The 21,417-nt window shown below is 57.8% G+C and carries 18 protein-coding genes; 8 read left to right on the top strand and 10 right to left on the bottom strand.

The genetic code is table 11. The features are described 5' to 3' along the window. Nucleotide 1: 1 nt before the first annotated feature. The 5 genes from hflD to ACP7BO_RS13065 form a co-directional block, all read right to left on the bottom strand. A complete protein-coding gene (hflD, locus tag ACP7BO_RS13085; RefSeq protein WP_073510724.1) occupies nt 2–625 on the bottom strand; it encodes a high frequency lysogenization protein HflD in 624 nt (207 codons plus the stop codon). Further along, nucleotides 622–1,755, bottom strand: a complete 1,134-nt coding sequence (gene mnmA, locus ACP7BO_RS13080; RefSeq protein WP_426210813.1) for a tRNA 2-thiouridine(34) synthase MnmA — start codon at nt 1,753–1,755, stop codon at nt 622–624. Before mnmA ends, hflD begins: the two co-directional genes overlap by 4 nt. 59 nt (nt 1,756–1,814) lie before the next feature. Next, nucleotides 1,815–2,261 carry an NUDIX hydrolase gene (locus tag ACP7BO_RS13075; protein ID WP_073510720.1) on the bottom strand — a complete coding sequence of 149 codons (447 nt, stop codon included), beginning with the start codon at nt 2,259–2,261 and terminating at the stop codon, nt 1,815–1,817. A gap of 234 nt (nt 2,262–2,495) precedes the next feature. Continuing rightward, on the bottom strand, nt 2,496–4,718 hold the full coding sequence (locus ACP7BO_RS13070) for an NADP-dependent isocitrate dehydrogenase (RefSeq protein WP_397456183.1): 2,223 nt from the start codon (nt 4,716–4,718) through the stop codon (nt 2,496–2,498). A 473-nt stretch (nt 4,719–5,191) separates the two neighbouring features. After that, the gene (locus ACP7BO_RS13065) at nt 5,192–5,470 is read right to left on the bottom strand and encodes a cold shock domain-containing protein (protein ID WP_397457207.1); all 279 of its coding nucleotides are present in this window, start codon (nt 5,468–5,470) and stop codon (nt 5,192–5,194) included. A 225-nt stretch (nt 5,471–5,695) separates the two neighbouring features. Between ACP7BO_RS13065 and clpS the strand changes: the two genes are divergently transcribed. Further along, nucleotides 5,696–6,058, top strand: a complete 363-nt coding sequence (gene clpS / locus ACP7BO_RS13060) for an ATP-dependent Clp protease adapter ClpS (RefSeq protein ID WP_003447027.1) — start codon at nt 5,696–5,698, stop codon at nt 6,056–6,058. 29 nt (nt 6,059–6,087) lie between these two features. Next, nucleotides 6,088–8,358 (top strand): ATP-dependent Clp protease ATP-binding subunit ClpA, encoded by a 2,271-nt coding sequence (gene clpA, locus ACP7BO_RS13055; RefSeq protein WP_060691371.1) that lies wholly within the window; start codon nt 6,088–6,090, stop codon nt 8,356–8,358. A gap of 159 nt (nt 8,359–8,517) precedes the next feature. Here the strand turns inward: clpA and infA are convergent, their stop codons facing one another. The 3 genes from infA to aat all read right to left on the bottom strand — a co-directional run bounded on the left by infA (nt 8,518) and on the right by aat (nt 10,386). Beyond that, entirely contained in the window at nt 8,518–8,736 is a 219-nt protein-coding gene (gene infA / locus ACP7BO_RS13050; protein ID WP_002553999.1) for a translation initiation factor IF-1, read from the bottom strand. Between the two features lie 98 nt (nt 8,737–8,834). Beyond that, nucleotides 8,835–9,542: an arginyltransferase gene (locus ACP7BO_RS13045; protein WP_426210810.1), complete on the bottom strand. Its 708-nt coding sequence runs from the start codon at nt 9,540–9,542 to the stop codon at nt 8,835–8,837. A gap of 163 nt (nt 9,543–9,705) precedes the next feature. After that, complete coding sequence (aat, locus tag ACP7BO_RS13040) at nt 9,706–10,386, bottom strand: leucyl/phenylalanyl-tRNA--protein transferase (protein ID WP_397456186.1); 681 nt, start codon at nt 10,384–10,386, stop codon at nt 9,706–9,708. 373 nt (nt 10,387–10,759) lie between these two features. Between aat and ftsK the strand changes: the two genes are divergently transcribed. The 6 genes from ftsK to cysG are packed head-to-tail and all read left to right on the top strand — an operon-like array spanning nt 10,760 to nt 18,298. Further along, a complete protein-coding gene (gene ftsK / locus ACP7BO_RS13035) occupies nt 10,760–13,204 on the top strand; it encodes a DNA translocase FtsK (RefSeq protein ID WP_397457208.1) in 2,445 nt (814 codons plus the stop codon). A 51-nt stretch (nt 13,205–13,255) separates the two neighbouring features. After that, on the top strand, nt 13,256–13,879 hold the full coding sequence (gene lolA, locus ACP7BO_RS13030; protein WP_060691375.1) for an outer membrane lipoprotein chaperone LolA: 624 nt from the start codon (nt 13,256–13,258) through the stop codon (nt 13,877–13,879). 30 nt (nt 13,880–13,909) lie between these two features. After that, entirely contained in the window at nt 13,910–15,235 is a 1,326-nt protein-coding gene (locus ACP7BO_RS13025; protein ID WP_060691376.1) for a replication-associated recombination protein A, read from the top strand. Continuing rightward, the gene (gene crcB, locus ACP7BO_RS13020) at nt 15,232–15,606 is read left to right on the top strand and encodes a fluoride efflux transporter CrcB (RefSeq protein WP_060691377.1); all 375 of its coding nucleotides are present in this window, start codon (nt 15,232–15,234) and stop codon (nt 15,604–15,606) included. Before ACP7BO_RS13025 ends, crcB begins: the two co-directional genes overlap by 4 nt. Before the next feature lie 16 nt (nt 15,607–15,622). Then, complete coding sequence (gene serS / locus ACP7BO_RS13015) at nt 15,623–16,903, top strand: serine--tRNA ligase (protein WP_426210806.1); 1,281 nt, start codon at nt 15,623–15,625, stop codon at nt 16,901–16,903. Next, nucleotides 16,904–18,298, top strand: a complete 1,395-nt coding sequence (cysG, locus tag ACP7BO_RS13010) for a siroheme synthase CysG (RefSeq protein ID WP_397456188.1) — start codon at nt 16,904–16,906, stop codon at nt 18,296–18,298. Nucleotides 18,299–18,408: 110 nt separating this feature from the next. Here the strand turns inward: cysG and ACP7BO_RS13005 are convergent, their stop codons facing one another. Continuing rightward, the gene (locus tag ACP7BO_RS13005) at nt 18,409–19,596 is read right to left on the bottom strand and encodes an osmoprotectant NAGGN system M42 family peptidase (protein ID WP_060691380.1); all 1,188 of its coding nucleotides are present in this window, start codon (nt 19,594–19,596) and stop codon (nt 18,409–18,411) included. Between the two features lie 73 nt (nt 19,597–19,669). After that, on the bottom strand, nt 19,670–21,415 hold the full coding sequence (gene ngg, locus ACP7BO_RS13000; RefSeq protein ID WP_397456190.1) for an N-acetylglutaminylglutamine synthetase: 1,746 nt from the start codon (nt 21,413–21,415) through the stop codon (nt 19,670–19,672). Nucleotides 21,416–21,417: the final 2 nt, after the last annotated feature.

The following is a 21,417-nucleotide window of genomic DNA, read 5'->3' as shown; positions in this document are numbered from 1 at the left end:
TTCAGTTTCCGCGCAGCATCGGGTAAAGCTCTTTGAGCAGCTTGCGGCGGCTGATTACCAGCTGCCAGCGATGGCCACCCAATTGACGCCAAAGTCGTGCTGAGCGGATACCGGCCAGCAGCAGGGCGCGAATTTTTGAGGCGTTGCTCGGTTGTTGCAGGTTGCGCATGTCACCGTGCACCTGAATGCGCTGCCGCAGAGTGCTCAAGGTGTCCTGGTACAGCGCGCCACAGGCGGCTACCACGTTTTCATGGGCCGGACCGAAGTGCTCGACCTGTGACTGGATCTGCGGCAGACGCTTGCCGATCAACTCCAGCATGTCTTCGCGCTTGGCCAGCTGGCGCTCAAGGCCGAGCATCGACAGGGCGTAGCGCAAGGGCTCGCGCTGCAGGGTATTGGGGTCGCGCTCAAGGGCGCCGATCAGGGCCCGGTAGCCTTCGCGCAGGTTGATGTCGTCACCGCCATAGACTTCGAGCGTGTCTTTGGGGTCTCGAATCAGCAGGCTGCCAAGCATGCAGCTCAAGTCGGCTTCGCTGACCTGGCCGGTCTTGGCGATCTTGTCTACCAGTACAGCAGCGAGGAATACACCGCCCAGGGCTATCAGTTGCTCCTGAGTGGGGTTCATGCGCGGCTGTCCTTGCTGGTCCAGGGCTCGGCGACTTCAATAACGCCGCCACCCAGACACACTTCGCCATCGTAAAACACCACGGACTGGCCGGGGGTGACGGCGCGTTGCGGATCATCGAACGTGGCGCGATAACCGTTGGCAGTCTTTTCCAGCGTGCAAGGCTGGTCGCTCTGGCGATAGCGGACCTTGGCCGTCAGGCGCAGCGGAGTGCTCAGGTCGATCGGATTGACCCAGTAGATTTCCGATGCGAGCAGGGCGCGGGAAAACAACCATGGGTGATCATTGCCCTGGCCGACGATCAGCTCGTTGTGCTCGAGGTCTTTGATCAGCACGTACCACGGCTCGTCGCTGGCGTCTTTGAGGCCGCCGATGCCCAGGCCCTGACGCTGGCCGATGGTGTGGTACATCAGGCCGTGGTGGCGGCCTATGACCTCACCCTCGGTGTTTTTGATCTCGCCCGGTTGGGCCGGCAGGTACTGCTTGAGGAAATCGCTGAAGCGGCGCTCCCCGATGAAGCAGATCCCGGTGGAGTCTTTTTTCTTCGCGGTGGCCAGGTCGTGCTTTTCAGCAATTTTGCGCACTTCGGGTTTTTCCAGCTCGCCGACCGGGAACAGGGTCTTGGCGATTTGCTCACCGCCGACGGCGTGCAGGAAATAGCTTTGGTCCTTGTTCGGGTCCAGGCCCTTGAGCAACTCGGTCCGGCCGTCAATATCACGACGACGTACATAGTGGCCGGTGGCGATCAAGTCGGCACCCAGCATCACGGCGTAGTCGAGGAACGCCTTGAACTTGATTTCGCGGTTGCACAGGATGTCGGGGTTCGGCGTGCGTCCGGCCTTGTATTCGGCCAGGAAGTGTTCGAACACGTTGTCCCAGTACTCGGCGGCAAAGTTGGCGGTGTGCAGCTTGATGCCGATTTTGTCGCACACGGCCTGGGCGTCTGCCAGGTCATCCATGGCGGTGCAATAATCCGTTCCGTCGTCTTCCTCCCAGTTCTTCATGAACAGGCCTTCCACCTGGTAGCCCTGCTCGATGAGCAGAACGGCGGAAACGGAAGAATCGACACCGCCGGACATGCCGACAATGACGCGCTGCTTTTCGGGGGCGACTAACGCTGGATCACGCATAAGGTTTCAATGAGTGTCTTGAAAAAGGACGCGATTCTAGCAGGCCCGAGCGCTCAAGGCTAAACCGAAGGGCGGATTAACGTCAGGTCGAAGAGTTTACCGCTCAGATAATCGTCGATGCACTGCAGGCTCAGCTCGCTGCGCCAGCGATGACGTTGCTCTATGAGCTCGTCGCGGGTCATCCAGAGCGGGCCGATGATGCCGGTGTCCAGTTGGTAGTCGGGGTGGTGTTTAACGGCTTTGCCGGCAAAGCACACGCGCTGGTAGGTCACACCGTTGCTGGGGGCGGTGTACAGATAAATGCCGATCACGCCGGTAAGTTCGACGTCGTAGCCGGTTTCTTCGAGGGTTTCGCGGATCGCGGCGTCGATCAGGCTTTCGTCCGGGTCGAGATGGCCGGCGGGTTGATTGAGCACGGCGCGTTCGCCTTTGAGCTCTTCAACCATAAGAAAGCGGCCATTGTCCTCAACGACAGTGGCGACGGTGATGTGGGGTTTCCATTCCATGAGGTATCTCGCTAGTACGGCGTGGCTGATTTTCGTAGCAGCTGCCGAAGGCTGCGTCCGGTTGCAGAGCAATCGTCAAACCTGAGTGTGCGGTGTAACTGACAAATTGCGGGCATTGATTCTACGCCGACTGCGTCGCCGGACGCAGCCTTCGGCAGCTGCTACGAGATAGTCAGGCCCAAAAACACAAACCCCGGCGTCGTGGGCCGGGGTTTGTGTTGTTGCCTGTTGCTCTTACGCTGAGGCGATGATCGCGTTCAGTGTTGGGCTAGGGCGCATTACTTTGCTCACCTTGTCGGCGTCGGCGTGGTAGTAACCACCGATGTCGACCGGCTTGCCCTGTACGGCGTTGAGTTCGGCAACAATTTTTGCCTCGTTCTCGGCCAGGGCTTTTGCCACAGGGGCAAACTGCGCTTGCAGTTCTTTGTCTTCAGTCTGGGCGGCCAGGGCTTGAGCCCAGTACAGCGCCAGGTAGAAGTGGCTGCCGCGGTTGTCGATGTTGCCGACTTTGCGCGATGGCGATTTGTTGTTGTCGAGGAACTGGCCGGTGGCCTGGTCCAGGGTCTTGGCCAACACCAACGCTTTCGGGTTGTTGTAGGTCGTGCCCAGGTGTTCCAGAGAGGCTGCCAGAGCCAGGAACTCACCCAGCGAGTCCCAGCGCAGGAAGTTTTCTTCCAGCAGTTGTTGCACGTGCTTGGGTGCCGAACCGCCTGCGCCGGTTTCAAACAGACCGCCGCCATTCATCAGCGGTACGATCGAGAGCATTTTGGCGCTGGTGCCCAGTTCCATGATCGGGAACAGGTCAGTCAGGTAGTCGCGCAGTACGTTGCCGGTCACCGAGATGGTGTCCAGACCCGCACGGGTGCGTTCCAGGGTGAAGTTCATGGCATCGACCGGCGCCATGATGCGAATGTCCAGGCCGCTGGTGTCGTGATCCTTCAGGTAGGTTTCTACCTTTTTGATCATCTCGGCGTCATGGCTACGCTTTGGGTCCAGCCAGAACACGGCAGGGGTGTTGCTGGCGCGGGCACGGTTGACGGCCAGTTTGACCCAGTCGCGGATCGGCGCGTCCTTGGCCTGGCACATGCGCCAGATATCGCCTTCTTCAACCTTCTGCTCCATCAGCACGTTGCCGTTGCTGTCGGTTACGCGAACAACGCCATCGGCTTTGATCTGGAAGGTTTTATCGTGGGAACCGTACTCTTCGGCTTTCTGTGCCATCAGGCCAACGTTCGGCACGCTGCCCATGGTGGTCGGATCGAAGGCGCCGTGCTTCTGGCAGTCTTCGATGGTCGCCTGGTAGATAGTGGCGTAGCAGCGATCAGGGATCACGGCTTTGGTGTCTTGCAGCTGGCCTTGCGTGTTCCACATTTTGCCGGAATCACGAATCATGGCCGGCATCGAGGCGTCGACGATAACGTCGCTCGGCACGTGCAGGTTGGTGATGCCTTTGTCGGAGTTGACCATCGCCAGCGCAGGGCGGTTGGCGTAGACAGCTTCGATGTCGGCTTCGATTTCAGCTTGCTTCTCGGCCGGCAGGGCCTTGATGCGGGTGTACAGGTCGCCGATACCGTTGTTCAGGTTGAAACCGATTTCTTTCAGGATGTCTGCGTGTTTTTCCAGCGCATCCTTATAGAACTCAGCCACGATCTGACCGAACATGATCGGGTCGGACACCTTCATCATGGTGGCTTTCAAGTGAACCGAGAACAGTACGCCCTTTTTCTTGGCGTCTTCGATTTCGGCCGCGATGAACTCGCGCAATGCCTTTTTGCTCATGACGGAGCAATCGATGATCTCGCCGGCCTGGACGGAGGTTTTCTCTTTCAGGACAGTGGTAGTGCCGTCTTGAGCGATCAATTCGATCTTGACGCTACCCGGGGCTTCGATCAGGGCGGCTTTTTCGCTGCCGTAGAAGTCGCCTTCGCTCATGTGAGCTACGTGGGATTTGGAGTCTGTGCTCCAGGCGCCCATTTTATGCGGGTGCTTGCGGGCATAGTTTTTGACCGACGGCGGTGCGCGGCGGTCGGAGTTGCCTTCGCGCAGTACCGGGTTTACGGCGCTGCCCATGACTTTGCTGTAACGCGCTTTTACTTCTTTCTCAGCGTCAGTGGTCACGGTTTCCGGGTAGTCCGGAATGTCAAAGCCCTGCGCTTGCAGTTCTTTGATCGCGGCCTGCAATTGCGGGACCGAGGCGCTGATGTTAGGCAGCTTGATGATGTTGGCTTCAGGTGTAACGGCCAGGGCGCCCAGTTCGGCGAGGTGGTCTGCTACAGCCTTGGCACCCAATTGCTCGGGGAAGCTGGCGAGGATACGGCCCGCCAGAGAGATGTCGCGCGTCTCAACGGCGATATCAGCGCTAGCGGTAAAGGCTTCGATGATAGGCAGCAGTGAATAGGTGGCGAGCGCCGGAGCTTCGTCGGTGAAGGTGTAGATGATCTTCGAACGGTTGGGCATTTCGGATTAACTCTCTTCTTTGCTGAGCGTGCTCAGATACTCGAGATGCGCAGGGTAGGCGCTTTCGTTCACAGTGAACAATGAGCCGAAAGTCGAGGTTCTTCGCGGTGATGTGAATGCATCAGTAGAGCGTCAAGCGGTCGAGCCGGGGTAACGACTCAGCCTTTCTAGGCCTGAAAGACTCATTCCAGTAGGTGTATCTGAGTGACTCCGTGGTCACCGGCGCAGTATACATAGGTCACTAATGTTCCTGCGAGGGCCGCGCAATATCGACGGTCATCCATTGGTCTAAGAATGGGTCGCCCACTGTGCGGGTATCCTGGGCTTTGGCCTTTGTTTTCGGGGCTGACATAGCGGGTACCCATAAGTGGAGTTGTGCATGGGATACGGCGAGATCAAGGCGCCATAAAAAAACCGTCCGGTTCGAGTGAATGAGCCGGACGGTTTTTTATGGGGTGGTTTATGCGGGCGGGTCAGACCTGCAGGCTGTTCACCTCTGGCTCGGCGATTGGCGATGGCGCAATGGCTTTTGCATCGGTAATCGCTACGGCATGCAGGCCCTTTGGACCTTGAGTAATCTCGAAGCTTACGGGCTGGCCGGCCTTGAGCGTTTTATAGCCGTCCATCTGGATGGCGGAAAAGTGGGCAAAGAAGTCGATTTCTTTTCCGTCGTCGTCTTTGCCTTCCTTGGCCTCTGTATTGATAAAGCCGAAGCCCTTGGCATTGTTGAACCACTTGACCTTGCCTTGCATACTCATATCCCTCTGCTGCAAACGACTCCATCACTGGAGTATCATCCAGTTCACTCGCACATTAACCATCAAATATGGTTGACTGCGCGGACCTTTACTCCCCACTGTGGGTTGCATTGGTTGTAACACCGTTTTACCGATAGTCAAGGTCACGCGGCGGCGCTGTTGAAATTTGACACGTTTGCCTCCATCACTGTAATCGCTCAACAACGAACCTTTCTTTCCATGCATGCAATCAGCCAGACTCGACTAACATTCAATCAGGATCAGCCCGATTTTGATGGCGAAGACTCCGCTGGCTTGGCTGTGCAAGAGGCTAAGCCTGCGCTCCAGGCGCCGCCGATGTACAAGGTGGTTTTGTTCAACGATGACTACACACCCATGGATTTCGTTGTAGAAATTCTTGAGGTGTTCTTTAACTTGAATCGCGAATTGGCGACCAAGGTCATGCTGGCCGTCCATACAGAAGGACGGGCTGTGTGCGGCATCTATACCCGCGACATTGCCGAGACCAAGGCGGCGCAGGTAAACCAGTACGCACGCGAAAGCCAGCATCCGCTACTCTGTGAAATCGAGAAGGACGGTTAACGCCGACCACTTGGGTATGAGGTGAAGCCATGTTAAATCGCGAGCTCGAAGTCACCCTCAATCTGGCCTTCAAGGAAGCGCGCTCCAAGCGTCATGAGTTCATGACGGTTGAGCACCTCCTTCTTGCGCTCCTGGATAATGAGGCGGCCGCAACCGTTCTACGCGCCTGTGGCGCAAACCTCGACAAACTCAAGCATGACCTGCAAGAGTTTATTGATTCCACTACTCCCCTGATCCCTGTTCACGACGAAGATCGCGAAACCCAGCCAACTCTGGGCTTTCAGCGCGTCTTGCAGCGTGCCGTATTTCACGTTCAAAGTTCTGGCAAGCGTGAAGTCACGGGTGCCAATGTACTGGTAGCGATTTTCAGCGAGCAAGAAAGCCAGGCCGTGTTTCTGCTCAAGCAGCAGAGCGTTGCGCGTATTGATGTCGTCAACTTTATTGCCCATGGCATTTCCAAAGTGCCGGGGCAGGGCGATCACTCCGACGGCGATCATGAAATGCAGGACGAAGAGGGTGGCGAGTCGTCGTCCTCAAGTAATCCGCTGGATGCCTATGCCAGTAACTTGAACGAGCTGGCTCGTCAGGGTCGCATCGATCCTCTGGTGGGGCGCGAAATGGAGGTTGAGCGTGTTGCTCAGATCCTGGCGCGTCGCCGCAAAAACAACCCGTTGCTGGTCGGTGAGGCCGGTGTGGGCAAAACCGCAATTGCCGAAGGCCTGGCCAAGCGCATTGTCGACAATCAAGTACCTGATCTGCTGGCTAACAGCATCGTCTACTCCCTTGATCTCGGTGCCTTGCTGGCAGGTACCAAGTACCGTGGCGATTTCGAGAAGCGTTTCAAGGCGCTGCTCGGCGAGCTGAAAAAACGCCCGCATGCGATTTTGTTCATCGATGAGATCCATACCATTATTGGTGCCGGAGCTGCTTCCGGTGGCGTGATGGACGCCTCCAATCTGCTTAAGCCGCTATTGTCCTCGGGTGATATCCGCTGCATCGGTTCGACGACGTTCCAGGAATTTCGCGGGATCTTCGAAAAAGACCGTGCCCTGGCGCGCCGCTTCCAGAAAGTCGATGTGTCCGAACCTTCGGTTGAAGACACCATTGGTATCCTGCGTGGCCTCAAGGGCCGTTTTGAGCAGCATCACGGTATCGAATACAGTGATGAGGCCTTGCGCGCCGCCGCTGAACTGGCTTCACGCTACATCAATGACCGGCACATGCCGGACAAGGCCATTGATGTCATCGACGAAGCGGGTGCCTATCAACGCTTGCAGCCAATTGAGAAGCGCGTCAAGCGCATCGAGGTGGCACAGGTCGAAGATATCGTTGCGAAAATCGCACGTATTCCTCCAAAGCATGTATCCAGCTCGGACAAAGAGCTGCTGCGTAATCTGGAGCGGGACCTGAGAATGACCGTGTTCGGTCAGGACGCAGCGATTGATTCGTTGTCGACGGCGATCAAGCTTTCCCGTGCCGGTCTCAAGTCCCCCGACAAACCTGTTGGCTCGTTCCTGTTTGCAGGGCCGACCGGAGTCGGTAAAACCGAAGCTGCACGCCAGCTGGCCAAGGCTTTGGGGATCGAACTGGTACGTTTCGACATGTCCGAGTACATGGAGCGCCACACCGTATCGCGTTTGATCGGTGCACCTCCGGGCTACGTGGGCTTCGACCAGGGCGGCTTGCTCACGGAAGCCATCACCAAGCAGCCGCATTGCGTGCTGCTGCTCGATGAGATCGAGAAGGCTCACCCAGAGGTCTTTAACCTGCTGTTGCAGGTCATGGATCACGGTACGCTGACCGATAACAACGGGCGCAAGGCCGACTTCCGCAACGTGATCGTAATCATGACCACCAATGCGGGCGCCGAGACAGCTTCGCGGGCTTCTATCGGTTTCACGATTCAGGACCATGCGTCCGATGCAATGGAAGCGATCAAGAAGAGCTTCACTCCGGAGTTCCGTAACCGCCTGGACACCATCATTCAATTTGGTCGCCTCAGCCATGAGGTTATCAAGCATGTGGTGGACAAGTTCCTCACCGAGCTGCAGGCGCAACTGGACGACAAGCACGTGCAGCTGGTGGTGTCTGACGAGGCGCGAGGCTGGCTGGCAGCTGGCGGCTACGATGCGCTGATGGGTGCACGCCCGATGGCGCGTTTGATCCAGGACAAGATCAAGCGTCCATTGGCGGAAGAGATTCTCTTTGGTGAGTTGGCCGAGCATGGCGGTGTGGTACACATCGACCTGAAAGACGGCGAGCTGACCTTTGAGTTTGAAACTGCGGTCGAAATGGCTTGATCTGAAGTTGCTGCATAAAAAAAGCGCCGAGAGGCGCTTTTTTTATGCGTGGACTGTTTGTGGGGGCTGCATCGCGAGGCAAGCTCGCTCCTGGAGGGGGGGGGCAAATCCCGGGCACACAAAAACGCCCGGCGAACCGGGCGTTTTGTATTGACTTGATTAACGAGCGCGGTAAGTGATACGCCCTTTGCTCAAGTCATAGGGCGTCAGCTCGACGCGCACTTTGTCACCGGTAAGAATACGAATGTAATTCTTGCGCATCTTGCCGGAAATATGCGCGGTTACGACGTGCCCATTTTCCAACTCCACGCGAAACATGGTGTTGGGCAGGGTGTCGACGACAGTGCCTTCCATTTCGAAGCTGTCTTCTTTCGACATGCAGTAAAGCCCTCGGTGTCCAATGAATGGCCCGGTGCAACTGCGCCAGGCAAAAGCGGCGTGCATTGTGCCCGAAAAATGGGGTTTAAGCCAAGGGTTCAGTTAACAGTGCTCCATCTCTGATTTATCAGCAGCTCAATAGGCCGATATTCAGTCTTGTAATTCATCTTTTTGCAGTTCTTGATCCAGTACCCCAGATACAGCGCCTCAAGCCCCAGACGCCGGGCTTCGCCGATCTGCCAGAGAATCCCGTAACGCCCCAGACTGCGGCGCTCTTCGGCCGGTTCGTAGAAGGTGTAGACCGCCGATAAACCATTGGGCAGCAAGTCTGTCACGGCAACCGCCAGCAAGCGTCCGTCCAGTCGAAACTCATAGAATTTGGAGAACGGCAGGTCGCGCACCAAAAAAGTCGAAAACTGGTCGCGGCTCGGTGGATACATGTCGCCATCGGCATGTCGCTGCTCGATGTAGCGCTGGTAAAGAGCAAAATTCTCTTCGCTGAAAACGGGTTTTACGGCTTGTACCTGCAAGTCGGCATTGCGCTTGAAAATACGTTTTTGCTGACGGTTGGGCATAAACCGGGCGACGGGAATGCGCGCCGGCGTACATGCATCGCATTTCAGGCAATGCGGGCGATAAAGATGATCACCACTGCGCCGAAAGCCCATCTCGGACAAGTCGGCATAGACCTGCACATCCATCGGCTGGCTGGGATCGAGGAACAGCGTGGTGGCTTGTTCGTCGGGCAGGTAGCTGCAAACGTGAGGTTGAGTGGCATAAAACTTCAAACGCGCCAGCTCGGTCATGATGGGCCCTCGGGAAATCTTTTGAATTAAGTGTAAGCCAGTGGGCAAAACTCGCCTGAAAACACATCGCGCAATCGCCGTGACTTCTGCAGGGGCTCTCGGGGCTCTGGGTTGGAGTAATGACCGGTCTTCGGTTCATTGCGGCCTCCTGCCTCGATAGCGACTACACAACCCATTGTGCTGCAGTGGGCTGGTCCAGATGATCGCGCAAGTACTCGGCAAACTGCTGGCGCGGGATTGAGCGCGCGCCCAGGCTTTCCAGATGGCCGGTGGGCATCTGGCAATCAATCAGTACGAAGCCCCAGGCCTGGAGTTGCCTGACAAGCGTCGCAAAGCCGAATTTTGAAGCGTTATCGGCACGACTGAACATGGACTCGCCAAAAAAAAGCTGGCCCATTGCTAGCCCGTACAGGCCGCCGACCAGTTCACCGTTATCCCAAACTTCAACCGAATGGGCGAAGCCACGGGCGTGAAGCTCGATGTAAGCATTTTGCATTTCATCGGTAATCCAGGTCCCGTCCGCATAGCTGCGTGGTGCGGCACACGCCTGAATGACACTGGCGAAGTCGCGATCAAAGCTGACTTGATAGCGTTGCTGGCGCAAAAGTTTGCCGAGGCTGCGCGATACATGCAGTTCCTCGGGTAGCAGGACGGTGCGGGGATCTGGCGACCACCAGAGAATGGGCTGGCCTTCGGAAAACCACGGGAAGCAGCCGTGGCGGTAAGCCTGGATCAGGCGGTCGGCCGATAGATCGCCGCCAGCGGCCAAAAGCCCGTTGGGCTCGCGCATGGCTTTGTTCAGTGGGGGGAAGGTCAGGGTGTCGCGTTTTAACCAGGTCAGCATGGCAATCCGTCTTGCAGAAGAAGGGGAGGGCGGCTGCAACTCTGTCGCGCAAATGCGGTCTCAGTCGATCTGCCAGTTAAATGTAAGCTGTGTTTTGACGCTGGTATAAGTCTTTGTCACAAAAGGCAATACATGCTCAAATTGGCGCCTTCGGACCTGTCGCGGAATGATTTTACCCGTGTCTGGAGCCAGCGTGGCATCAGCGGCTTAAACCCGTACAATGGCCCGCCTGTTTGAGCTGATCTAGACTGCACGGATGTCGCCGCAAGCAACTGCGGGCAATAGTACAAGGCTATGTACAGCGCTGGTCCAGTTTCATGTCGGAACTTGTCATCTGCTCAAGCCGGGCAGGACTTTGCAGTCAATTCAGTCAATTAATAGTTGGGCGCGCCACAGGCGCAGGAAAAGACCCGTTTTGAAGAAATCCACAGCAGCACCCAAAGCAGTTCCTCTCTGGCGTCAGCAATTGCACTACCGGCTCAAGGAAGGTGCACTGATCGCTATTGGCGCCCTATGCCTGTTTTTGATGATGGCCCTGCTGACCTACGGCAAGGACGATCCTGGCTGGAGCCATAACAGCCGTGTCGTCGATGTGCAGAACTTCGGTGGACCGGCAGGTTCCTACAGCGCAGACATCCTGTTTATGGTGCTCGGATACTTTGCCTACATCTTCCCTTTGCTGCTGGCGATCAAGGCCTTTCAGATCTTCCGTGAGCGCCATCAACCCTGGCAGTGGAGCGGCCTGCTGTTCTCCTGGCGCCTGGTCGGCCTGATATTTCTGGTGCTCTCTGGCGCTGCCCTGGCCCATATTCACTTCCACTCGGCCTCGGGTCTGCCGGCCGGCGCGGGTGGCGCGCTGGGCGAAAGCCTTGGTGATCTGGCCAAAAACGCTCTGAACATCCAGGGCAGCACCTTGCTGCTGATTGCATTGTTCCTGTTCGGCCTGACGGTGTTCACTGATCTGTCCTGGTTCAAGGTCATGGACGTGACCGGCAAGATCACCCTCGATCTGTTTGAGTTGATCCAGGGGGCCGCCAATCGCTGGTGGTCGGACCGCAACGAGCGCAAACAGCTTGTCGCCCAATTGCGTGAAGTCGATACCCGGGTCAATGAAGTGGTCGCCCCTAGCGTCTCCGACAAACGTGAGCAGGCCAAAGCCAAGGAGCGCTTGATCGAGCGCGAGCAGGCTTTGACCAAACACATGTCCGAGCGTGAAAAGCACGTGCCGGCAGTTATCGCACCGGCGCCGGCCAAAGCACCAGAGCCGAGCAAACGGGTACAAAAAGAGAAGCAGGCACCGTTGTTTGTCGACAGCGCGGTTGAAGGCACATTGCCGCCGATCTCGATTCTTGACCCGGCCGAGAAGAAACAACTCAATTACTCCCCTGAATCCCTTGCAGCTGTTGGCCATCTGCTTGAAATCAAACTCAAGGAGTTCGGGGTCGAGGTGTCGGTAGATTCAATCCACCCGGGGCCGGTGATTACCCGCTACGAAATTCAGCCGGCGGCCGGGGTCAAGGTCAGCCGTATTGCCAACCTGGCCAAAGACCTGGCGCGCTCGCTGGCCGTGACCAGTGTGCGGGTGGTTGAAGTCATTCCGGGCAAAACCACAGTGGGCATCGAGATCCCCAACGAAGACCGCCAGATCGTGCGGTTCTCTGAAGTGCTGTCGACCCCCGAGTTTGATGACGCCAAGTCGCCTGTCACTCTGGCCTTGGGTCATGACATCGGTGGCAAGCCGGTCATTACCGACCTGGCGAAGATGCCGCACTTGCTGGTTGCCGGTACGACCGGTTCCGGTAAGTCCGTAGGCGTGAACGCCATGATTTTGTCGATTTTGTTCAAGTCAGGCCCGGAAGACGCCAAGCTGATCATGATCGACCCGAAAATGCTTGAACTGTCGATCTATGAAGGCATTCCGCATTTGTTGTGTCCGGTGGTAACGGACATGAAAGATGCCGCTAACGCCCTGCGCTGGAGCGTTGCCGAGATGGAGCGGCGGTACAAGTTGATGGCCAAGATGGGTGTACGAAACCTCGCGGGCTTCAACCAGAAAATCAAGGATGCCCAGGCTGCCGGCGAACCGCTGACCGATCCGCTGTACAAGCGCGAAAGCATCCATGACGAAGCGCCGCTTCTGGTCAAATTGCCCACCATCGTAGTGGTGGTCGACGAGTTTGCCGACATGATGATGATCGTCGGCAAAAAGGTTGAAGAACTCATTGCCCGGATCGCCCAGAAAGCCCGTGCTGCGGGCATCCACCTGATCCTCGCCACTCAGCGCCCGTCGGTGGATGTGATCACCGGTCTGATCAAGGCCAATATTCCGACCCGTATGGCGTTCCAGGTGTCGAGCAAGATCGATTCGCGCACCATCATCGATCAGGGGGGGGCCGAGCAACTGCTGGGCCATGGTGACATGCTCTACATGCCGCCCGGCACCAGCCTGCCGATTCGTGTACACGGCGCGTTCGTGTCTGACGAAGAAGTGCACCGTGTGGTTGAAGCCTGGAAACTGCGTGGCAGCCCTGATTACAACGATGACATCCTGGCCGGCGTTGAAGAGCCGGGTAGCGGCTTTGATGGCGGCAGCAGCGAGGGCAGTGACGACGCTGAAACCGATGCGTTGTATGACGAGGCGGTTCAGTTTGTACTCGAAAGCCGTCGTGCCTCGATATCTGCAGTGCAGCGCAAGCTGAAAATTGGTTATAACCGGGCCGCTCGTATGATCGAGTCCATGGAAATGGCCGGGGTTGTAACCTCAATGAATACCAATGGCTCGCGCGAAGTGTTGGCGCCGGCCCCAATGCGCGATTGATTTGCCTCTAGGCATTCGCGAGCAGCGTTCAACTAATCAATGAGGATTTCCATGCGTTTTGTCAGCATGCTTTTGCTGCCTGTATTGGCCTTTACTGCATTTTCGGCCAGTGCTGCCCAGCCCGATGTTCAGAGTTTGACCAACCTTCTGGAAAAGTCGAAAACCCTGACTGCCAATTTTTCACAGTTGACCCTTGATGGTGGCGGTACCCAGTTGCAGGAGACCGCAGGCGAAATGGCCTTGCAGCGTCCGGGGCTGTTCTACTGGCACACCAATGCGCCACAAGAACAGACCATGGTTTCCGATGGCCAGAAAGTCACCTTGTGGGACCCGGATCTTGAGCAGGCTACGATCAAAAAGCTGGATCAGCGTCTGACTCAGACTCCGGCCTTGCTGCTGTCGGGTGATGTGTCGAAAATCAGCGAAAGTTTCGATATCACTTCAAAGCAGGCGGGCGGGGTGATCGACTTCACGCTCAAGCCGAAAACCAAAGACACCCTGTTTGACTCACTGAACCTGTCGTTCCGTAACGGCGTGATCAACAACATGCGTCTGGTCGACAGCGTGGGTCAGCGCACTGACATCCTGTTCAGTGGTGTAAAGGCCAACGAGCCGATCCCGGCTGCAAAATTCAAGTTCGATATCCCCAAAGGGGCTGATGTCATCCAGGAATAATCCTGGATCAAGAGGTTTCAAACGCTGCCCATGGATTTGTTTCGAAGTGCTCCCATCGCTCAACCCCTGGCTGCCCGCCTGCGCGCGGCCAATCTGGACGAGTACGTCGGTCAGGAACACCTGCTGGCGCGCGGCAAGCCCCTGCGTGAAGCGCTGGAGCAGGGCGCACTGCATTCGATGATTTTCTGGGGCCCGCCGGGTGTGGGTAAAACCACCCTGGCGCGACTGCTGGCCGAAGTTTCGGATGCGCATTTTGAAACGGTTTCGGCAGTTCTGGCGGGGGTGAAAGAAATCCGCCAGGCGGTTGAAATCGCAAAGCAGCAAGCCGGCCAGTACGGGCGTCGGACCATCCTGTTTGTCGATGAAGTGCATCGCTTCAACAAGTCGCAGCAGGATGCGTTTTTACCTTACGTCGAAGATGGCACCTTGATTTTCATTGGTGCCACCACTGAAAACCCTTCCTTTGAATTGAACAACGCACTGCTGTCGCGGGCTCGGGTCTACGTACTCAAAAGTCTCGATGAAGCGGCCATGCTCAAGCTGGTGCAGCGCGCATTGACGGAAGACAAGGGCCTGGGCAAGCGCGGTCTGACCCTTGCCGATGAAGGTTTCCAGACTTTGCTGCGTGCTGCCGATGGCGATGGCCGGCGCTTGCTCAACCTGCTCGAGAACGCCTCGGACCTGGCTGAAGACAACAGCGAAATCGGTACCGATTTGCTGCACAGCCTCCTGGGCGACAGCCAGCGTCGCTTCGACAAGGGCGGCGAGGCTTTTTACGACCAGATCTCGGCCTTGCATAAATCGGTACGCGGCTCCAATCCGGATGCCTCGTTGTACTGGTTTGCGCGAATGATCGATGGCGGCTGCGATCCGCTGTATATCGCCCGACGCGTTGTACGCATGGCCAGTGAAGATATCGGTAACGCCGATCCACGGGCCTTGAGCCTGTGTCTGGCAGCCTGGGACGTGCAAGAACGCCTGGGCAGCCCGGAAGGCGAACTGGCCGTGGCGCAGGCCATCACTTATCTGGCTTGCGCGCCCAAGAGCAACGCGGTGTACATGGCCTTCAAGGCCGCACGGCGCGCTGTTGCCGAAGACGGTTCGCGCGAAGTGCCGCTGCATTTGCGCAATGCGCCGACCAAACTGATGAAACAACTGGGTTATGGCGACGAATATCGTTACGCCCATGATGAGCCTGACGCCTATGCCGCTGGCGAAGACTACTTTCCAGACGAGCTGGAGCCATTGCAGCTCTATCAACCGGTCCCGCGAGGGCTGGAGCTTAAAATAGGCGAAAAACTCAAACACCTGGCAGCGCTTGATCAAGCGAGCCCAAAACAGCGGAGAAAACCTTGATTCCACTGATCGCTGCCGTGTCTGTGGGGGGCATTGCTGGCACTTTGTTGCGTTTCGCTACGGGTAACTGGATCAATGCCAATTGGCCCAGGCACTTCTATACCGCGACATTGGCCGTTAATATCGTGGGCTGCCTGCTGATTGGCGTTCTGTACGGACTTTTTCTGATACGCCCCGAAGTGCCGATTGAAGTCCGAGCCGGACTGATAGTGGGTTTTCTGGGCGGTTTGACCACTTTTTCATCCTTTTCACTGGACACGGTGCGCCTGCTTGAAAGCGGGCAAGTGCCATTGGCACTGGGTTATGCAGCCCTCAGCGTGTTCGGCGGGCTGCTCGCAACCTGGGCTGGCCTGTCCCTGACCAAACTTTGATAAACGAGAAACCGACATGCTCGATTCCAAACTGTTACGTACCAACCTGCAGGACGTAGCGGATCGCCTGGCATCCCGTGGCTACAAGCTGGACGTAGCGCGCATCGACGCGCTGGAAGCCAAGCGTAAAGAAGTCCAGACCCTGACCGAGAAGCTCCAGGCCGAGCGTAATGCCATCTCCAAAAGCATTGGCCAGGCCAAGGCTCGCGGCGAAGATATCGCACCGCTGATGGCCAGTGTTGAAACCATGGGCAGCGATCTGGCCAGTGGCAAGGTTGAGCTGGATGCGATTCAGACCGAGCTGGATTCGATTCTGCTGAGTCTGCCGAACCTGCCGGACGCTTCCGTACCGGTCGGTGCCGATGAAGACGGTAACGTCGAAATCCGCCGCTGGGGCACGCCGACGACCTTTGATTTTGAAATCAAGGACCATGTCGCTCTCGGCGAGCAATACGGCTGGCTGGATTTTGAAACCGCCGCCAAATTGTCCGGCGCCCGCTTTGCCTTGCTGCGCGGGCCCATCGCTCGCCTGCACCGCGCACTGGCGCAGTTCATGATCAACCTGCACACCGGCGAACATGGCTACGAAGAGGCTTACACGCCTTACCTGGTTCAGGCGCCTGCACTGCAAGGCACCGGCCAGTTGCCGAAGTTCGAAGAAGAATTGTTCAAGATCAGCCGCGAAGGTGAAGCTGATTTTTATCTGATCCCGACCGCAGAAGTGACGTTGACCAACATCGTTGCCGGCGAAATCGTCGAGCACAAATCCCTGCCGATCAAGTTTGTGGCGCATACGCCGTGCTTCCGCAGCGAGGCTGGAGCATCGGGTCGCGATACCCGCGGCATGATTCGTCAGCACCAGTTCGACAAGGTAGAGATGGTCCAGATCGTAGAGCCTTCCACTTCCATGCAGGCGCTGGAAGGTCTGGTCGCCAACGCTGAAAAAGTGTTGCAGCTGCTTGAACTGCCATACCGCACCCTGGCGTTGTGCACCGGCGACATGGGCTTCAGCGCAGTCAAGACCTACGATCTGGAAGTGTGGATCCCGAGCCAGGACAAGTACCGCGAGATTTCGTCGTGCTCCAACTGTGGCGATTTCCAGGCCCGCCGCATGCAAGCACGTTTCCGTAGCCCGGAAACCGGCAAGCCTGAACTGGTTCACACCCTTAACGGTTCCGGTCTGGCCGTAGGCCGTACCCTGGTTGCCGTGCTGGAAAACTACCAGCAGGCAGACGGCTCGATCCGTGTGCCGGAAGTACTCAAGCCATACATGGGCGGCATTGAGGTCATCGGTTAAATGGAGTTTCTGCCGCTGTTTCATAACCTGCGTGGCAGCCGTGTATTGGTGGTCGGTGGCGGGGAGATTGCCTTGCGCAAATCCCGGCTGCTGGCCGATGCCGGTGCGCTACTGCGGGTTGTCGCACCCCAGATAGAACCCCAGCTGTGCGAATTGATAAACAGCAGCGGCGGCGAACAGGTGCTGCGCGGCTATGTTGAGGCAGACCTTGAAGGGTGTGTCCTGATCATTGCTGCCACCGACGATGAACCGCTCAATGCGCAAGTCTCCGCTGATGCCCATCGTCGCTGTGTGCCGGTCAATGTGGTGGATGCGCCTGCCTTGTGCAGCGTGATTTTTCCGGCGATCGTTGATCGTTCTCCGCTGGTGATTGCTGTTTCCAGTGGTGGCGACGCGCCAGTTCTGGCGCGCTTGATTCGCGCCAAGATTGAAACCTGGATTCCTTCTACATACGGTCAACTGGCCGGCCTTGCGGCGCGTTTTCGCACGCAGGTCAAAGGCCTATTCCCTGATGTGCAACAGCGTCGCGGGTTCTGGGAAGACGTATTCCAGGGCCCGATTGCTGACCGGCAACTGGCCGGGCAGGGCGCTGAAGCCGAACGTTTGCTGCTGGCCAAGATCAACGGCGAAGCAACGGTCACTACCGGTGAGGTTTACCTGGTGGGTGCCGGGCCGGGTGATCCGGACCTGCTGACCTTTCGTGCCCTGCGCCTGATGCAGCAAGCGGATGTGGTGCTGTACGACCGTTTGGTGGCGCCGGCGATTCTTGAACTGTGCCGTCGCGATGCCGAGCGAATTTATGTCGGCAAGCGCCGCGCCGACCATGCGGTACCGCAAGACCAGATCAACCGGCAACTGGTGGATTTGGCCAGGCAAGGCAAGCGTGTCGTCCGGCTCAAGGGGGGTGATCCGTTTATCTTTGGTCGTGGTGGTGAAGAGATCGAAGAGTTGGCGGCCCATGGCATTGCGTTCCAGGTGGTGCCGGGGATCACGGCAGCCAGCGGTTGTTCGGCCTACGCCGGGATACCGTTGACCCATCGCGACTACGCGCAGTCTGTGCGTTTTGTGACGGGGCATCTGAAGGATGGCACCAGCAATTTGCCCTGGAGTGACCTGGTCGCCCCGGCGCAAACCCTGGTGTTTTATATGGGTCTGGTCGGCTTGCCGATCATCTGCGAACAACTGATCGCCCATGGTCGCTCGCCTGACACCCCGGCTGCGCTGATCCAGCAAGGCACCACGTCCAATCAACGGGTGTTTACCGGCACCCTGAGTGACTTGCCCAAGCTGGTCGCTGATCACGAAGTTCACGCACCCACGCTGGTGATTGTGGGCGAAGTGGTGTTGCTGCGTAAGAAGCTTGCATGGTTCGAAGGCGCACAGTCCCAGGTTTAACCCCACCCTCTGTAGGAGCGAGCTTGCTCGCGAGCTGTTCGTTAAAGCTTGCTCGCGAGCTGTCCAGCGCTGTCACATACAGCTCGCTCCTACAGGTGGTCTGCGTTTATTCAGCTGCGGTTATCTCCCACCAGGCTCTCTACTGACGGTACCCGGGTATCGCTTTCCATTTGTGCATCATGCTCAATCTGGTGACTGAAGCGATCCAGCGAGCCTTGCGCAGGTTGCGCATCACTGGCAAATACCGGCGGGCTCAAGATGTAAGCGCCGAGCAAACGGCTCAACGCCGCGAGGCTGTCGATATGGGTACGCTCATATCCGTGGGTCGCGTCACAGCCAAATGCCAGCAAGGCGCAACGAATGTCATGTCCGGCGGTCACCGCTGAATGGGCATCGCTGAAGTAGTAACGGAACATATCGCGGCGCACTGGCAGCTCATTCTCTGCGGCCAGCCCCAGCAAGTGCCGTGACAAGTGGTAGTCGTACGGCCCTCCCGAATCCTGCATGGCCACACTCACGGCGTGTTCGCTGGAGTGCTGACCCGGAGCCACCGGGGCAATGTCGATTCCGACGAATTCACTTACATCCCATGGCAAAGCCGCTGCCGCACCGCTGCCGGTTTCTTCGGTAATAGTGAACAGTGGATGGCAGTCAATCAGCGGCTGTACACCGCTGTCCACAATCGCTTTCAAGGCCGCGAGCAGCGCCGCAACTCCCGCCTTGTCGTCTAGATGCCGGGCACTGATATGGCCGCTCTCGGTGAATTCTGGCAAAGGGTCAAACGCTACGTAGTCGCCAATGTTGACGCCCAGGGAGTCACAGTCCGCCCGGGTTGCGCAGTAAGCATCCAGCCGTAACTCAATGTGGTCCCAACTGATCGGTAGTTCATCCACCCCGGTATTAAAGGCATGGCCTGAAGCCATAAGCGGCAGGACACTGCCGCGAATCACGCCATTGTCGGTAAACAGACTGACGCGGCTGCCTTCGGCAAAGCGGCTGGACCAGCAACCTACGGGCGCCAGCACCAACCGGCCGTTGTCCTTGATGGCCCGTACGCTGGCCCCGATGGTGTCCAGGTGCGCGGAGACGGCGCGATCCGGGCTGTTTTTCTGGCCTTTGAGGGTCGCGCGCAAGGTGCCGCGGCGGGTCAGCTCGAAAGGAATGCCCAGTTCGTCCAGGCGTTCGGCTACATAGCGCACGATGGTGTCGGTAAAACCGGTAGGGCTGGGAATGGCGAGCATTTCCAGAAGTACCCGTTGCAGGTAGTCGAGATCGGGTTCAGGGATGGTGTGATTCATAAAGACTCCTGAGGTGAGGCCTGACGCGTTGCAAGCATGCGCCAGGCTCCGGGTGACGTTCAGCGGCGGCGGGTCAGGGGGCCGGCTGACTGTGTGGGAATAACAAATCAATGAAGCGTTCGGCGGTCGGTTGAGGCTCATGATTGGCCAGGCCGGCCCGTTCATTGGCTTCGATAAATACGTACTCGGGTTGATCGGCGGCCAGCACCATCAAGTCCAGGCCGACCACCGGAATATCCAGCGCTCGTGCTGCGCGGATCGCCGCGTCAGCCAGCACCGGGTGCAGGATATCGGTCACGTCTTCAAGGCAGCCACCGGTATGCAGGTTGGCCGTTCGGCGCACGTTCAATACTTGGGCCGTCGGCAAAATGCTGTCGTATTCGAAGCCGGCCGCCTGTACCGCGCGCAGGGTTTCGCCATCCATGGGAATGCGGCTTTCACCCTGGGTAGCCGCCTGGCGTCGGCGGCTTTGCGCTTCAATCAGCTGGTCAACACGGTGCAATCCATCACCAATCACTTGTGCGGGGCGGCGGATGGCGGCGGCGACCACTTCAAAGCCAATCACCACAATGCGCAGATCAAGCCCTTCATGGAAGCTTTCGAGCAACACCCGATTATCAAAGGCACGTGCCGTTTCGATGGCCTGCTGCACCTGTTCGATGGTTTGCAGATCCACCGCAACGCCATTGCCCTGTTCGCCATCCACAGGTTTGACCACCACCCGCGCGTGCCGCTCCAGAAACGCCAGATTGTCATCGGCGTCGCTCGCCAGTTGCTGGCTCGGCACGTTCAGCCCTGACTGGCTCAAGACTTTGTGGGTCAGGCATTTGTCCTGACACAGGCTCATGCTGATAGCGCTGGTCAGATCACTGAGTGATTCGCGGCAACGGATCCGCCGGCCGCCGTGGCTGAGGGTAAAAAACCCGGCTTCAGCGTCATCAATTTGAACATCGATCCCGCGTTTGTAGGCTTCTTCAACCAGGATCCGCGCGTAGGGGTTGAGGCCGGCTTCGGGCCCCGGCCCCAGAAACAGCGGCTGGTTGATGCCGTTTTTGCGTTTGATGGTAAAGGTCGACAGGTTGCGAAAACCCAGCTTGCTGTACAGGCTTTTGGCCTGAGCGTTGTCATGCAGCACGGACAGGTCGAGATAGCTCAGACCCCGGCTCATAAAGTGCTCGATCAAGTGGCGTACCAGCACTTCACCCACGCCGGGGCGTGAACACTGTGGATCGACGGCCAGGCACCACAGGCTGCTGCCGTTTTCAGGGTCATGAAACGCCGTGTGGTGGTTCAAACCCATCACGCTGCCGATCACCGAGCCCGTGGCTTCATCTTCGGCTATCCAGTACACCGGCCCGCCCTCGTGGCGTGCGGTAAGCAGTTGCGGGTCGACGGGCAGCATATTGCGCGCCTGATACAGCGTGTTGACCGCATTCCAGTCAGCCTCACTTTGCACTCGGCGGATGCGGAACCCGCGGAACACCCGGGTGGCAGGGCGGTAGTCGGTAAACCACAGGCGCAGGGTGTCTGAGGGGTCGAGAAACAGCTGCTGCGGCGATTGCGCCAAGACTTGCTGGGGCGCTGCTACATAGAGGGCTATATCGCGCTCGCCGGTTTGCTCGTTCAGTAGCTCATTGGCCAGGCTGGCCGGATCGGGAAATGTATGCCCGATCAGCAGTCGACCCCAGCCGCAATGAATGGCCACGGGGCTTGCGCCCGGTTCACTGCCATCTTCGGCAAAACGGGCCTGCAGGCGTTCATAAGACGGCGCCTGGCCGCGTAACAAGCGCTGGCTGTAAGCCGTAGCGAGGGGTTTCATTG

It is taken from the genome of Pseudomonas sp. TWR2-1-1, from assembly GCF_049897045.1.
GTDB classification, from domain to species: domain Bacteria; phylum Pseudomonadota; class Gammaproteobacteria; order Pseudomonadales; family Pseudomonadaceae; genus Aquipseudomonas; species Aquipseudomonas versuta.
Note: the sequence above shows the minus strand (reverse complement) of the source record. Positions and strands in the feature narration are given on the sequence as shown.